At 57.2% G+C, this 13,139-nt stretch carries 12 protein-coding genes; 7 read left to right on the forward strand and 5 right to left on the reverse strand.

What is annotated here, in order from left to right:
• Window positions 1–4: 4 nt before the first annotated feature.
• From A6R74_RS19585 to A6R74_RS19600, 4 genes are all read left to right on the forward strand, one after another.
• Complete coding sequence (locus A6R74_RS19585) at window positions 5–1,429, forward strand: di-heme oxidoreductase family protein (protein WP_240488275.1); 1,425 nt, start codon at window positions 5–7, stop codon at window positions 1,427–1,429.
• 44 nt (window positions 1,430–1,473) lie between these two features.
• Complete coding sequence (locus A6R74_RS19590) at window positions 1,474–2,499, forward strand: imelysin family protein (protein WP_064236144.1); 1,026 nt, start codon at window positions 1,474–1,476, stop codon at window positions 2,497–2,499.
• 3 nt (window positions 2,500–2,502) lie between these two features.
• Complete coding sequence (locus tag A6R74_RS19595; RefSeq protein ID WP_064236145.1) at window positions 2,503–3,591, forward strand: DUF1513 domain-containing protein; 1,089 nt, start codon at window positions 2,503–2,505, stop codon at window positions 3,589–3,591.
• Window positions 3,592–3,707: 116 nt separating this feature from the next.
• The gene (locus A6R74_RS19600; RefSeq protein WP_064236146.1) at window positions 3,708–5,360 is read left to right on the forward strand and encodes a multidrug ABC transporter permease/ATP-binding protein; all 1,653 of its coding nucleotides are present in this window, start codon (window positions 3,708–3,710) and stop codon (window positions 5,358–5,360) included.
• A gap of 6 nt (window positions 5,361–5,366) precedes the next feature.
• On the opposite strand, the gene fhuF is transcribed toward A6R74_RS19600, so the two are convergent.
• The gene (gene fhuF / locus A6R74_RS19605; RefSeq protein WP_064236147.1) at window positions 5,367–6,155 is read right to left on the reverse strand and encodes a siderophore-iron reductase FhuF; all 789 of its coding nucleotides are present in this window, start codon (window positions 6,153–6,155) and stop codon (window positions 5,367–5,369) included.
• A 220-nt stretch (window positions 6,156–6,375) separates the two neighbouring features.
• Between fhuF and A6R74_RS19610 the strand changes: the two genes are divergently transcribed.
• Entirely contained in the window at window positions 6,376–8,544 is a 2,169-nt protein-coding gene (locus A6R74_RS19610) for a TonB-dependent receptor (RefSeq protein WP_064236148.1), read from the forward strand.
• Between the two features lies 1 nt (window position 8,545).
• Here A6R74_RS19610 and A6R74_RS19615 read toward each other — a convergent pair whose 3' ends face one another.
• The 3 genes from A6R74_RS19615 to A6R74_RS19625 form a co-directional block, all read right to left on the reverse strand.
• Entirely contained in the window at window positions 8,546–9,409 is an 864-nt protein-coding gene (locus A6R74_RS19615; protein ID WP_064236149.1) for an ABC transporter substrate-binding protein, read from the reverse strand.
• Window positions 9,406–10,173 carry an ABC transporter ATP-binding protein gene (locus tag A6R74_RS19620; RefSeq protein ID WP_064236150.1) on the reverse strand — a complete coding sequence of 256 codons (768 nt, stop codon included), beginning with the start codon at window positions 10,171–10,173 and terminating at the stop codon, window positions 9,406–9,408. The genes A6R74_RS19615 and A6R74_RS19620 overlap by 4 nt, the downstream gene beginning before the upstream one ends.
• A 155-nt stretch (window positions 10,174–10,328) precedes the next feature.
• On the reverse strand, window positions 10,329–11,675 hold the full coding sequence (locus A6R74_RS19625) for a glycerophosphodiester phosphodiesterase family protein (protein ID WP_064236151.1): 1,347 nt from the start codon (window positions 11,673–11,675) through the stop codon (window positions 10,329–10,331).
• Window positions 11,676–11,819: 144 nt separating this feature from the next.
• Between A6R74_RS19625 and A6R74_RS19630 the strand changes: the two genes are divergently transcribed.
• Window positions 11,820–12,089: a type B 50S ribosomal protein L31 gene (locus A6R74_RS19630; protein ID WP_064236152.1), complete on the forward strand. Its 270-nt coding sequence runs from the start codon at window positions 11,820–11,822 to the stop codon at window positions 12,087–12,089.
• 10 nt (window positions 12,090–12,099) lie between these two features.
• Window positions 12,100–12,240, forward strand: a complete 141-nt coding sequence (gene ykgO / locus A6R74_RS22425) for a type B 50S ribosomal protein L36 (protein WP_082906754.1) — start codon at window positions 12,100–12,102, stop codon at window positions 12,238–12,240.
• 76 nt (window positions 12,241–12,316) lie between these two features.
• Here the strand turns inward: ykgO and A6R74_RS19635 are convergent, their stop codons facing one another.
• Window positions 12,317–13,114, reverse strand: coding sequence for an inositol monophosphatase family protein (locus A6R74_RS19635; RefSeq protein WP_064236153.1), 798 nt, complete (start codon window positions 13,112–13,114; stop codon window positions 12,317–12,319).
• Between the last annotated feature and the right edge of the window lie 25 nt (window positions 13,115–13,139).

Genomic DNA, 13,139 nt, shown 5'->3' on the forward strand with positions numbered 1-13,139 from the left:
CGTGATGAGTCACTGTAGGCGTATTGTCTATCCCTGCCGTTATATTCGAGTCGGCTTTTTTACGATGCTGCTGGCAGCGCCGCTATATGCCAGTGAGTCACCGCCCATTCAAACGACGCCCATGAGCGGCGGCGATGGCTCGGTGGAGCAGTTCGACCACAACGCCTATTCGCTGCCGTTGGGTAATATGTCGATGACCAAGCGGCTGGATTTCAGCGTCGGCAATAGCTTCTTCCGTAACCCCTGGGTGGCGGCCCCCGCCAGCACCGAGGCCCGCGACGGCCTGGGCCCGCTATTCAATACCAATAGCTGTCAGGGCTGTCACATAAAAGATGGCCGGGGACATCCTCCGACGGGCGATGAAAACCCTATCGCGCTCTTTCTGCGTCTCTCGCTGCCTTCCAGCCAAGCGGAGCCTGAGGTTCTGGAACAACGCGGTGCGCTTCCCGTGCCCAACTACGGCTTGCAGCTACAAACGGCGGCGATATCTGGCGCGCAGCCAGAGGCCAAAATGCTGATCGAGTATCGCCCGCGGGAAGTGACGTTTGCCGATGGCTCTAGCGTTACCTTGCAGGAGCCGCTGTACTCGATTGCCGAACCCGCCTATGGCGAGTTGCCCGAGAATCTGCAGACCTCGCCGCGGCTGGCGCCGCCGATGATTGGCCTGGGGTTGCTGGAGGCGATTCCCGAAGCCGATCTGCTGGCCGCCGCCGATCCTGACGACGCCGATGGCGACGGCATTTCCGGCCGCGCCAATCGGGTTTGGGATCTGCGCACTGGCAGCACCGTCATGGGGCGCTTCGGCTGGAAAGCCGGCGAGCCCAGCATTGAACAGCAAGGCCTGCACGCCTTTGCTGGCGATATGGGGCTAACCTCCAGTTTGGTGCCGCACACTGACTGCACAGAGAGCCAGGGCTGTGATGATTTTCCCAATGGCGGAACGCCTGAAGTCAGCGATGACGTAGCTGACTTCGTGACCTTCTACGCCTCCAGCCTTGCGGTGCCGATGCGCCGAAATATGGATGACCCAGCGGTGAAACAGGGAGCTGAGCGATTTAATGCGCTCGGCTGCGCCAGCTGTCATACGCCTCGTCATCGTACTGCGGCGAATGCCGACCGCCCGGCGCTAGCGGATCAGATAATATGGCCCTATAGCGACCTGTTGCTGCACGATATGGGCGACGCCCTGGCCGACCAGCGCAGCGAGTTTAAGGCCGATGGCCGCGAATGGCGCACCCCGCCGCTGTGGGGGATTGGTTTGGCACACACGGTTAACCCTCGGGCAGGTTTTCTTCACGATGGCCGAGCTCGCACCTTGGAAGAGGCGATTCTCTGGCACGGCGGCGAGGCGGAAGAGGCCACTCAGGGCTATCGCGACTTGCCCGAAGACCAGCGCGCTGAACTTATCCGTTTTCTTGAATCCCTATAAGGGGTTGTTGAATTGTTGAAAGGCTTGATCGCCAAGGAGTTTATGTGATCGCATCTTTTCGCCGCTTGGGGTTGCTGGCCTTTACGCTCCTGGCTGCACCGCTCTCTTTTGCTGCGGATGCTCCCGCGCCGCGGGATATCTGGCACGGCGCAGTGGAGCTACAGTATGCTGAGCTGAGTGCCGCCTCCGTGCGCTTAGAGACTAGCGCTGCACGTTTCTGTCAGGGCCCCGACGCAGCACTCAGGCAGCGTTTAGAAAATGACTGGCTGAGCGCTTACCAGGCCTGGCAGGCGGTGCGCTTTATCCAGTTTGGCCCGGTTGAGCAGAACAGCCGGGGCTGGCAGCTGCAGTTCTGGCCGGATCGCAAAAACCTGGTAGGCCGCAAGGTGAACGGATGGTTAAAAGCAGCCGACGCGCCGGATGCCGAGGCGATTGCTGGTGACAGTGTGGCGATCCAGGGCTTTCCAGCCCTTGAGTACCTACTTTATGACGAGGCCATGGACGAACAGGCCCTTAGTGATCCAGCCGCCTGCGATTTGATGCAGGCCATCACGACGCATATCGCGGATACCACCAGTGCGCTGCATCGCGACTGGCAGGCCTTTGGCGAGCACTATCTTGATACCTCTGACTACACCGAAGCCACCCTGGCCAGCGCCATCCAGGCCCTTGAACTGCTTGAGGATAAGCGCCTTGGTGAACCCATGGGCCTCAAAGGCGCCCCCGCCAACGGCTATCTGGCGGAAGCCTGGCGTAGTGGGCAGACGGTTCGTTTAGTAGAGAGCAGCCTGGAGGGGCTGCGTACCGGCTTCCTGCCCGGCCTCACGGCACTGCTTCGCGAGGCCGACGCGCTGCCCCTCGCCGAGGCGTTTCGTGATCAGCTCGATAAGGCGCTCACCCAAGCTAGCGAGCTGCCGCCGGGCTTGGTGCCTGCTCTGGGCGACGAAGCGGCGTTTCGCGGCCTGCAGTCGCTTTACCTTGATATCAGCCAGCTGCGCCACCTGCTAGGTAACGAGATCGCAGGCGAACTGGGACTGGTGCGCGGCTTTAATTCCAGCGACGGAGATTAAGCCATGCAGCGGCGGCAAGTACTCAAGGTGGGCCTGGGCAGCGTCGCCATGGCGCTGACGCCGCTGAGTTGGGCGCTGCCCGCCCGTGAGGAGGTGGACTGGCTGTTTAGCGCGGTGGATGATCCCAGCGGCGGGCATTTCATCGCCGGTGTGGCACTGGATGGCCAGGCCCGCTTTATGATCGAGGTGCCCGAGCGCTGCCACGGCGGTTGTTTGCGGCCCGCTTCCCGCGAGGCGGTATTGTTTGCCCGCCGCCCCGGCACGCGGATGCACGTGATCGATGGCAACAGCCGCCAACTCGCCCACACCATTGCGGCCGGGGAGGGCTATCACTTCTACGGCCATGGCGTGTTCGACTTGAATGGACGCTACCTGTATGTCACCGCCAACCGTCTGGCGGATAGCGCCGGGCTAGTGCGGGTTTACGACGCTGCCAACGACTATGTCCATGTGCGCGACATGCCGCTTGAGGGTATTGGGCCCCATGAGCTTCGGCTGATGCCGGATGGTGACACCCTGGTGATTGGCTTGGGCGGTATCCAGACTCATCCTGACTACGGCCGGGTAAAGCTTAATCTGGACACCATGGCCCCGGCGCTGCTGCTGATGGATCGCCACAGCGGCGAGATCCAGGCCCGTCACGAACCTTCGCATCACCAGCTAAGCTGCCGTCATCTTGATGTGGCGGCGGACGGTACGGTGATCGCGGGCTACCAGTTTGAAGGCCCCGAGTGGGAGTCCCACCCGCTGATCTGCCGCCTGGATGCCGACGGGCACTTTTCTGAACTGTCGCTGCCCGAGAGCGTCACCGCCAGCCTGCACCATTACACCGCCAGCGTGGCGTTTAGCCGTGTTTCGGCCAGCGTTCTGGTGACCGCCCCGCGCGGCAATCGAGTGCTGCTGCTGGATGCGGAGAAAGGCCGTCTGAACGCCAACCTGGAATTACCCGACGCCGCCGGTGCCCGCTGCGATGGTAACGGCGGCTTTCTGGTCTCCTCCGGCCAGGGCGGGCTCTACCGTGTCACGCCTGACACGGCAGCGCCCGAACTGCTCGCCAGCCTGGAACTCAGCTGGGATAACCATCTGACCTGATAGCACGTAGCATCATGTTGATTAGCCATCTTGATTAACCCTGTTGCATAACGCTTTCTTGGCAAGAGCTGCTGCTGATAGACTTCAGCGCCCTTTACAGGAAGGCTAGGAGCCCCATGGAACTGCTGCGCTTAGTATTTCATCACTACCGTTGGCCCTTTTTAGGCGCCATTGCTTTAAGCCTATTGAGCGCTGGCTTAGGCGTTGGGGTGATTGCGTTTATCAATCAACGGCTTATTGAAGTAGGCAGTATGGCCGCGCTGCCGCAATTTCTAGGTCTGCTGGCGGTGCTACTGGCCGTTACGCTAAGTACGCAGTTGGCGCTGACCGTGCTGGGGCACCACTTTGTGTTTGACCTACGTTCGAGGCTGGTGAAGCGGATTCTCGACACCGATATTGAGCGCCTGGAGCAGCTGGGTAACGCCACGCTGCTGGCCAGCCTGTCCAGCGATGTGCGCAACATCACCATTGGTTTTGTGCGCCTGCCAGAGCTGATTCAGGGCGTAGTGCTGACGCTGGCTTCGGTGGCCTACTTGGCTTGGCTTTCACCGCAAATGGTGGTGATCACTGTGCTGTGGATCGCGTTCACCATGGGCGTGGGGTGGGTGCTGGTGTCGCGGGTGTATCGCCACTTTCGCTTGGTGCGTGAAAGTGAAGACAGCCTGTATAAAGATTTCCAGGCCGCCATAGAAGGGCGCAAAGAGCTGGCGCTGAACCGCGACCGTGCCCGGCGTTTCTATGATGAGCGCTATACCGCCAATGCCCGCGACTATCGTCACCACATTATCCGCGCTGATACCTATCATTTAAGCGCTAATAACTGGTCTAACATTATGATGTTGGGCGCCATCGGCGTGGTGTTTTTCCTCTCTAATGGGTTGGGTTGGGCCAATACCACGGTAGCCTCAACGTTTGCGCTGACGCTGCTGTTCCTGCGCACGCCGCTGATTCAGGCGGTGGGCGCCTGGCCAACCTTAATTAGTGCTCAAGTGGCCTTTGATAAATTGAGCAGCCTGGAGCTAGCCGAGTATCAGCCAAGCTTTGCCGTCGACGATACACTGGCCGGTTGGCAGCGCCTTGAGCTGGCGGAGGTCACCTACCACTATCCAGATACTGCCCAAGGCGAAGGGTTCCAGGTAGGGCCGCTTAATATGACCCTAGAGCGCGGTGAGCAGGTGTTTCTGATCGGCGGTAACGGCAGCGGTAAGTCGACTCTGGCTAGATTGCTTTCCGGTTTATACCGCCCCCAAAGCGGTACTATCAAGATTGATGGGCAGGTGGTTACTGCTGATCAGTGGGAAGCATTCCGCGCACGCTTTGCCAGCGTGTTTACCGATTTCCACCAGTTTGATCAGACCATGGGTCCTGACGGGCTGCCCGCTGATCCGCAGGTTGTCGATACTTGGCTTGAACGGCTGCAGATGCAGCACAAACTGCAATGGGAGGGAGATCGCGTTATCAACACCCAGCTCTCCCAAGGCCAGCGTAAACGTTTGGCGCTGCTGCTGGCGATTGCCGAAAAGCGCGATATCTTACTGCTCGACGAGTGGGCGGCGGATCAAGACCCGCAGTTCCGGCGGCTGTTCTACCGCGAGCTGTTACCGCACCTAAAGGAGATGGGCAAAACCGTGTTCGCTATTAGTCATGACGACAGCTACTTCGTCCACGCAGACCGGTTGCTGGAGATGTCGAAGGGGCAGTTAAGCGAGCTGACGGGCGAGCAGCGTGCGCGCGCGAGTGAAGATGCTGTCGCGCAAATAAATATCTAAACCGCTTTAACGGGCGGCCTGTCTGGCGCGTTTACGCGCTTCCAGGTCGCAGCCCTCTAGCGGGCAGGTGCCGCAGACATCAAACTCATCCAGTAAATAGCGCAGGCAGCAGAGCTTGCGCACCCGCTTAACTTCCTCACCACCCTTAGGTGTAAAGTAACGCACCGGCTGAAACAGCGGATTGCGCTTGTCGTTGGGCAGGGTGCGTGCTTCCAGCAGCGCCTTGGCCGCCTCAAATGCTTGCCGATTAGCCAGCGGGTGTTCGCCCAGCGCGTTGACGTAAAAGTCTAGGTAACCACCGGCATTGCTCCAGAACACCCGCTGGGCGGCGCCGGAAATGGCTGCTAACTGCTCAATCAACGGTGCCCAGTGCCGTTCAATCAGGGTGGTAAAACGCTCAAACGGGTCGTAGGTGGTTAGCGGCGTGCCTTCGTGGGGCAGCCACAACCGCGAGGTAGCGCCCTTATCGTTAAAGATAACCTGCATATCGTCTAGCCCCACCGGCAGGTCACGGTTAAGCAGTAGGTTAGCGGTCAGCGTAGGGACGGTAAGAGCGCTGAAGTGCCACTTCGACCATAGAGATACCACTGCCCGCGGGTCACCACCTGGGTACTGTTCAGCGAAGCGGGCGAGATCTTCTTTGAGCCAATCGGTATCCCTCCAACGGGCTGTTTTGAACGCTTCTAGCGGGGGCGTGCCGCCAATCAAGGGCGGCGTAAAGTTCGCTAGCGGCCCCGTGTAGCAGGCGGCCAACGAAGGCTCGAACAGTTGCGGCTGACGTAGCGCGTTGGGCATCGCGGGTCTCCATCACAGGGCTTTATCACAGTGCTGTCACACAAGGCGCTGGGGATATAAGGCTGAAGCCATCATAAACGATAATGCATATCACTAAAATAGTTATATGTGTTTGAACGCGTCGTTATGCTAAATGCAAATGATTCTGCTTTGATGTAGAGTTTATCTTCTCATTGCGTCATTCATCTACTGCCTGCTCTTATTAAAATAGGAACTCCCCATGTCACGACCCTTTCTTTTCTGGCGCTCGTTCACGTTCATGCTGCTAGGGACGCTGCCTGTGCCCAGCGTTGTCTGGGCTCAAGCATCCTCTAATGACAACACTTCACTTGAGACCGTAACGGTGATCGGGGAGGCGACCGCGCGGGGTGATATTCCAGTACCTGTGTTTGCCGGTGGCCAAGTAGCTGCTGGCGCACGTGTTGGTACCTGGGGGCAGCGCAATGCAGCCGATGTGCCGTTCAATGTGATTGGGTTTACCGCTGAGCTGATCGACAACCAGCAGGCGGAGACGCTGGCCGATGTGTTGATCAATGATGCATCGGTACAAAGCGGTTATGGCTATGGCAACTACGCCGAAAAGTTTCAAATTCGTGGCTTTGAACTTGATGGCGAAGACATCGCTTACGGCGGACTTTATGGCGTGTTGCCACGGCAAGTGGTCGCGACCAATATTGCCGAACGTGTGGAGCTGTTTAAAGGGGCCAATGCCTTTGCCAATGGTGTTTCACCCAGTGGCTCTGGCGTCGGTGGTGCTATCAACATTGAGCCTAAACGGGCCGCAGACGCTCCACTTAACCGACTGACTACGGGGGTGACTGATAGCGGCTATGTTCAAAGTGGCATAGAGCTTGGGCGGCGTTTTGGCGATGAGCATCAGTTTGGCGTTCGTGCCAGTATTGAGCGTGGCCGGGGTGAAGTCGCGATTGATGATGAAGAGCGTCGTGCAACCTCCGCCGTGGTGGGACTGGATTACCGCGGTGAACGCGGTCGTGCCTCGTTGGATATAGGGCATCAAGCTCACACAGTGAATGGTGGGCGTCCGGTAGTCAGGGTTGGGGCTGGCCTGATGAACATCCCCGATGCTCCCTCAGCAGGTAGCAACTATGCGCCGGAGTGGGTCAATACCGAGTTGAAGACCAATTTTGCGATGCTGCGCGGTGAGTACGAGGTTGCCAACAGTTGGACTGCCTATGCAGCGCTGGGTGGCAGCGACACTCGTGAAAGTGGTATGTATGCAACGCCTGTAGTGAATGCAGCGGATGGTTCCGCCACTATCGGGCAAATGGAAGTGCCTTATCGTGCTGAAAGTATTGGTGGGCAGGCTGGTTTGCGGGGCGCCTTTGATACCGGCGCGGTCAGCCACCAGTTGGATTTAGGCTATTCCAGCGTCTATCGCACCACGCGTTCGGCTTATGAAATGGCTTCTCCGGGCTTACCCACCAATATTTATCAGCCCACTGACGTCTCGTTGCGTGACCCTGTGTTTGCAGGTGGGGATATGAATAACCCGAACCTGCGCAGCCGTACTCGCAATAACGGCGTATCGCTGTCTGATACGCTAGGTTTTCTGGATGATCGGCTGCTGTTGACCTTAGGCGCCCGTTATCAGGAGGTCGACGTCAGCAACTATGATTACGACGGCAACTTTGACACAAACTTTAGCGATACACGTCTTTCGCCTGTATATGGCGTCGTAGTAAAACCGACCGACTCCCTATCGCTCTACGCCAACCATATCGAAGCACTACAACCGGGCGATACGGCACCCACCACGGCGGTTAATGCAGGGCAGAGTATCGGTTTGGTTGAAGCTGAACAGAACGAAATAGGCGCTAAACTCGATCTGGGTAACCTGGGCGGTAGTTTGAGCCTGTTTGAAATCGAACAGCCCAACGCCTTTATCGACCCTGAGACCAGCGTTTATGGCTACTATGGCGAACAGCGCAACCGTGGCGTGGAGCTGAGCGTTTACGGTGAACCGCTGGACGGGCTGCGCCTGCTGAGTAGTGCCATGTGGATCGATCCTGAGCTGACCCGCACGGACGATGGCACTAACCAAGGCAACGACTCAGTGGGTGTGCCTGGCTATCGTTTAGTCTTGGGCAGCGAGTGGGATATTCCCCAGGCGCCGGGTTGGACACTCAGCGGCCGCGCCGTTCGTAATGGCAGCCAGTATTTAGATGCCGCAAACCAGCTTGAGGTAGGTGCCTGGACCCGCTGGGATCTCGGCGTTCGCTACGCAATGCCGCTAAATACCAACACGCTCACCCTGCGTGCCAATATCGAAAACCTCACCGATGAGAACTACTGGGCTTCGGCAACCGGGGGGTATTTGACTCAGGGCGAGCCGCGCACGGTAAAACTCTCCGCTTCGCTCGATTTCTAAATTATCCCTGGCGGGCTAATAGCGCTTCGCTGAGCCGTTCAGCGAAGCGCGCCGCCGATGGCAAGCCCCCAAAACTCCATACGGCCGGTAGGCGAACGACCCGGTTTTCTTGCACCGCGGGTAAATGTTGCCATAGCGCGTTGCTAGAAAAACCATCACGCATGCTCACTGGTAGCGGCTCAACGACAACGATAAGCGCATCGGGGTAATTCAGCAGCTCTTCTAGAGCGGCCGTCGAAAAGCCCCACTGATTGGTGGGCTGTTGCCAAACGTTGGTAAGCCCCAAGCGTTCAATCACCGCCTGAAAAAGACTCTGCTCGCCAAACACGCGCAAATGCCGTGCGTCGATAAACTGCACTACCAGCAACGGTGGCTGCTCCACAAGCTGCGCTTTTTGTTGATCCAGATAGGTTTCGACGGCGTTGACCAGCGCCGCGGCTGCCGCTTGGTTACCGCTTAGCTCAGCTAAGCTATGAGTTGTGTTCTGAAGACGTTGCCATAAAGGCTCGCCCAGCTGATAGGTGCTTAACCCGGTGACAGGGGCAATGGCCTCAAGCTGGTCGCTTAAGCGCATAAACAGCGGCGAGAGTAGGATGTGATCGGGTGCCTGCTGAGCGATGAGTTCGCGATTAGGCTGCGAGCGAAGGCCCACATCACGCACGCCTTCGGGTAACGCCTCTGCACCCGCCCAGCGCTGGTAGGAGGGAATCTCCGCTAAGCCTACCGGTGGGTTGTCGAGGGCAACCAGCGTCTCGGCGATCGTCCAGTCCAGGGTCACAACATCCGCTGAAGCCCTACCATGGCTGTTAGCCAGAAAACCGGCGCAGGCTAGCGCTAACAGCCCATTGGGCAGGTAACCTGTCATTGCGCAACGGCGATATTGTGCTCTCCGTTGGGGTGCTTCATGACCTGCATCGGTAGGCCATAAATCGCTTCTAGGGTGCTGTCGCACATCATATCGTTTGGGGCGCCATGAGCCAGCAGACGGCCGCTGTGCAGCGCCATCAGTTCGTCGCAGTAGCGCGAGGCCATGTTGATATCGTGCAATACGATAATCACCCCGAGATTGAGCTCATCGCACAGCTTGCGAATCAGTGCCAACACTTCGATCTGGTGGGCGATATCCAGCGCTGCAAGTGGCTCATCAAGGAGTAGAAAGCGGCTGCCTTGCGCCAGCAGCATCGCCAGCCACACTCGTTGGCGTTCACCACCGGAGAGCGTATCGACCAGGCGGTCGGCGAAGGCCTCGGTATGGGTAAGGGCAATGGCGCGATCAATAGCGTCTTTGTCTTTCTGGGTGTGGCGCCCCAGTAGACCGTGCCAAGGGTAGCGGCCAAAAGCTACCAACTCGCGCCCGGTAAGGCTTTCGGCACTGGGCAAATGCTGGGGTAGGTAAGCCACCTGGCGGGCGAATTCGCGGTTTCCCCAATCACTTAGCGGGCGCTGGTCAAAGTGAATCTCACCTTGGCTGGTGGGCTGCTGCTGGGCCATCAATTTAATCAAGGTCGACTTGCCTGAGCCATTGTGGCCAATCAGGCCATAAACCTTGCCTTCATGAAAGCTGTGGTCAATGGGATTTAGAATCGGCTTGCCATTAATCTCAAAAGTGGCGCCTTTGACCTCGAACATGAATGACTCCTGGCGATAGGGTTAATGATAATGGCTCTATTCTAGTGCTAATAGTTCTCATTTTTAACAAAAAAATGAAATGATTTACGCAAGAAAAAACAAACGCCGCTTGGGGAAAGCAGTCAAAGGATGAATCTCAGTCAGCTAGCCTCCGCTTAGGGGGCGCCCCGCAGCGCACAGTTGTCATAGAAGGCAACTGTGGCGGGCCAATCGCTGAACACGCCTATGACGCCAACGTCATTGACGAGGGCATCTAAGGTAATCAGCTTGTCGCCATCACGCTGAATAACATCTTCAGTGGTGCTGTGGTACCACTGGCCGCCTTCCTCCAACGGCCCTGAACGCTCAAGTGTCCAGGTAATCATGGCTAGGCCTGCTTCCCGGGCGCGGCGGGCGTAAAGTGAAGGTTGCAGTCGCTTCGCCTGTTCATCGCTTCCAAAGGCTGGATTTGCTTCGACCAGCATCCAGGTCGGCGGGGCGATGATCTGGACACCACTTTCCACCATCGACTGCATGCTTGGCTGCCATGTATCGGGGTTAGTGTGGTCAAAGCCTTCATCGCTGTAGCGACCATCCAGATAAACTGCCTGATTCCCAAACTCAGGCTCATTTTCAATCCAGTAACGGACATCGTCCAGGTTGAACGACTGCGGGAACACATCGCTGGGGGGAACGCCTGCCGCTTTGTACTCATCTATCATTTTTTGTGCATATGCCTGCTGCGTGAAGCCTTGTTTTGAATGGCCGGTAAACGGCATCTCGACTTCTGGCGCTTTTAGTTCTGGGGTCATCTGCACCCCAAGCTGCTGAAACAGAGCAATACTGTCGGCATGGCTCATCAATGTGCCTCGGGTAGCATAGAGCTCTGTGCGCCATTCGGGCGTGCCTGCCAGGTACTCTTCAAGGGTGGCGGCATCGGTGTCCACGCCCTCCATGGTGCCTTGCAGGCTACGAAATTCAGCTAACGTGATGTCGCTGGTACAGCAGCGAATATCTGCCGCATTGTTTAGCTCGCCGCTGGTTTCATCAAAAGTGGGAGGCACGCTACATTTTTCAGCTAAGTCGGTTTCGACGATGTTGGTGGTGGCGTGTAAATCGCACTGGGAGTGGCGGCAGACAAGCTCCTCATCGGCGGTGAAGGCGACGTCGCACTCCAGAATGCCTGCCCCACCTTGGGCGCCGGCAATATAAGATTCGAGAGTATGTTCAGGAAACTGTAACGGCGCGCCACGATGCCCAATCGCCAAAGGAGACCGCTGCCACTGAGTTTGCTCAGCTGCGCAACTCAATAAGGAGGCTTTCAGTTCACGCTCGTGATCGTTATCCGCGCTCATGTCGTTCACCAGGAACAGCGGGCGCGGGCCCAGCGTTACCTGCTGTGCCGCCTTAACCAGGGCATCATCCCAGAACTTTGTGTCAGGCTCTTCTTGAGCGGCAGCGGTGTTAGCGGCCAGCAGGCCACCAATGAATAGTGTGGTAGCTAGAAAATCGGAATATGCCATCAGCGCAATTCTCTTTGCCACGAAGTGGGTGTTCTGAGTGTAGGCAGGTTTTACGCGTTCATCGATATCAACCTTTACACGCTAATGAGAATCATGTTTAATTGGTATGTTATCTTATATCAATTTTGATTGAAGGAGTCGAACATGCGAAAGGGGATTCATCCTGCCTATGACTATGTGGTATTTCGCGACACCAGCTGCGGCGCTACTTTTCGGATTCGTTCTACCTGCACCTCGAAGCAGACAATTGTCTGGGACGATGGCAACACCTACCCAGTGATTGACCTGGATGTTTCTAGCGCTTCTCACCCTTTCTATACCGGCGAGCAACGCAGAGTCTCCGCAGAAGGTCGGGTGGCGCGTTTTCAGCAGCGCTTCGGTTCGGTTTCGCGCCGCTCTTCTGACGCTAAATAGAGGATATGGCGTGCAAGTACTTAGCTCACTCAAATCTGCCAAGAACCGCCATCCCGATTGCCATGTGGTCAAACGACGTGGGCGTCTCTATGTCATTTGTAAGGCCAATCCGCGTTTCAAAGCGCGGCAGGGAGGAAAGCACAAAAAATAAGCGGGAGATGCTTACAACTGTGACTAGTTACATCCGCGAAACATTGTGTGTGCTTTGAGGCCACGTTGATCGTTTATCAGCAGGTCTTTAAACACGCTAGCAGTTGTCCATGCCTCTCGGGGTGTGCCACAAGTAAGCTGTTCCATTGAGTGAGATTCGCCTCACCAGAGAGATCCGTGACGGTGTAGCCAGCCTCTCGGGCAATCACAATGCCGGCGGCGATATCCCAAAACTCAAGCGCCGCGCCTTGAGACCAAAAGGCATCAAAGCGACCTAGACTGAGATAGGCGATCTCCAGCGCCGCCGAGCCGGGGCTGCGGATGCCAGCTACTTGGGGCATGAGCACGGCGAGTTGATTCATGGCCGTCGTGCAGTCGCCTTTAGCATGGTAGGGCAGGCAGGTGCTTACCAGCATCTCGTTTAATGGGCGCGGAGCTGGCGTAGTGAGCGGCGTCTCGTTGAGGAAAACGCCGGAACCAAGGCTTGCCCACAGCATTTCATCAAGCAAGGGTTGATAAACAACACCGATGATCAGCTCATCGCCCTTAGTGACAGCGATGGAGACCGAAAAGTGGGGCACCCCATGCAAAAAATTGCTGGTGCCATCAAGAGGGTCAATGATGACGGTATAGTCGCTATCGGTGGGTGTCAGGCCGCTCTCTTCGCCTAAGAAAGCGATATCGGGAAACGCGCTGCTGATACAGTCGATAATGATGTTTTCCGCTGCCGTATCGTAGTAGCTGACAAAGTCTGACGCGCCCTTTTGCTCAAAAGCAATTCGCCCCTTTTGGGAATACCCCTCGCGCAGCAGGGTGCCAGCCTCATAGGCGGCTTGCTTTACCGTTTCGAGTAGGTCATTGCTACTGTCGAGCATTGTGTTTCCCCTGAACATTCATCGT

It is taken from the genome of Halomonas sp. ALS9 (assembly GCF_001651035.1).
Classification (GTDB): domain Bacteria; phylum Pseudomonadota; class Gammaproteobacteria; order Pseudomonadales; family Halomonadaceae; genus Vreelandella.

Coding starts and splice junctions, on each gene's coding strand:
- A6R74_RS19595 (WP_064236145.1), top strand. CDS start 2,503: ATGCAGCGGCGGCAAGTACTCAAGGTGGGCCTGGGCAGCGTCGCCATG.
- A6R74_RS19620 (WP_064236150.1), bottom strand. CDS start 10,173: ATGTTCGAGGTCAAAGGCGCCACTTTTGAGATTAATGGCAAGCCGATT.
- A6R74_RS19615 (WP_064236149.1), bottom strand. CDS start 9,409: ATGACAGGTTACCTGCCCAATGGGCTGTTAGCGCTAGCCTGCGCCGGT.
- A6R74_RS19610 (WP_064236148.1), top strand. CDS start 6,376: ATGTCACGACCCTTTCTTTTCTGGCGCTCGTTCACGTTCATGCTGCTA.
- A6R74_RS19625 (WP_064236151.1), bottom strand. CDS start 11,675: ATGGCATATTCCGATTTTCTAGCTACCACACTATTCATTGGTGGCCTG.
- A6R74_RS19600 (WP_064236146.1), top strand. CDS start 3,708: ATGGAACTGCTGCGCTTAGTATTTCATCACTACCGTTGGCCCTTTTTA.
- A6R74_RS19585 (WP_240488275.1), top strand. CDS start 5: ATGAGTCACTGTAGGCGTATTGTCTATCCCTGCCGTTATATTCGAGTC.
- A6R74_RS19630 (WP_064236152.1), top strand. CDS start 11,820: ATGCGAAAGGGGATTCATCCTGCCTATGACTATGTGGTATTTCGCGAC.
- fhuF (WP_064236147.1), bottom strand. CDS start 6,155: ATGCCCAACGCGCTACGTCAGCCGCAACTGTTCGAGCCTTCGTTGGCC.
- A6R74_RS19635 (WP_064236153.1), bottom strand. CDS start 13,114: ATGCTCGACAGTAGCAATGACCTACTCGAAACGGTAAAGCAAGCCGCC.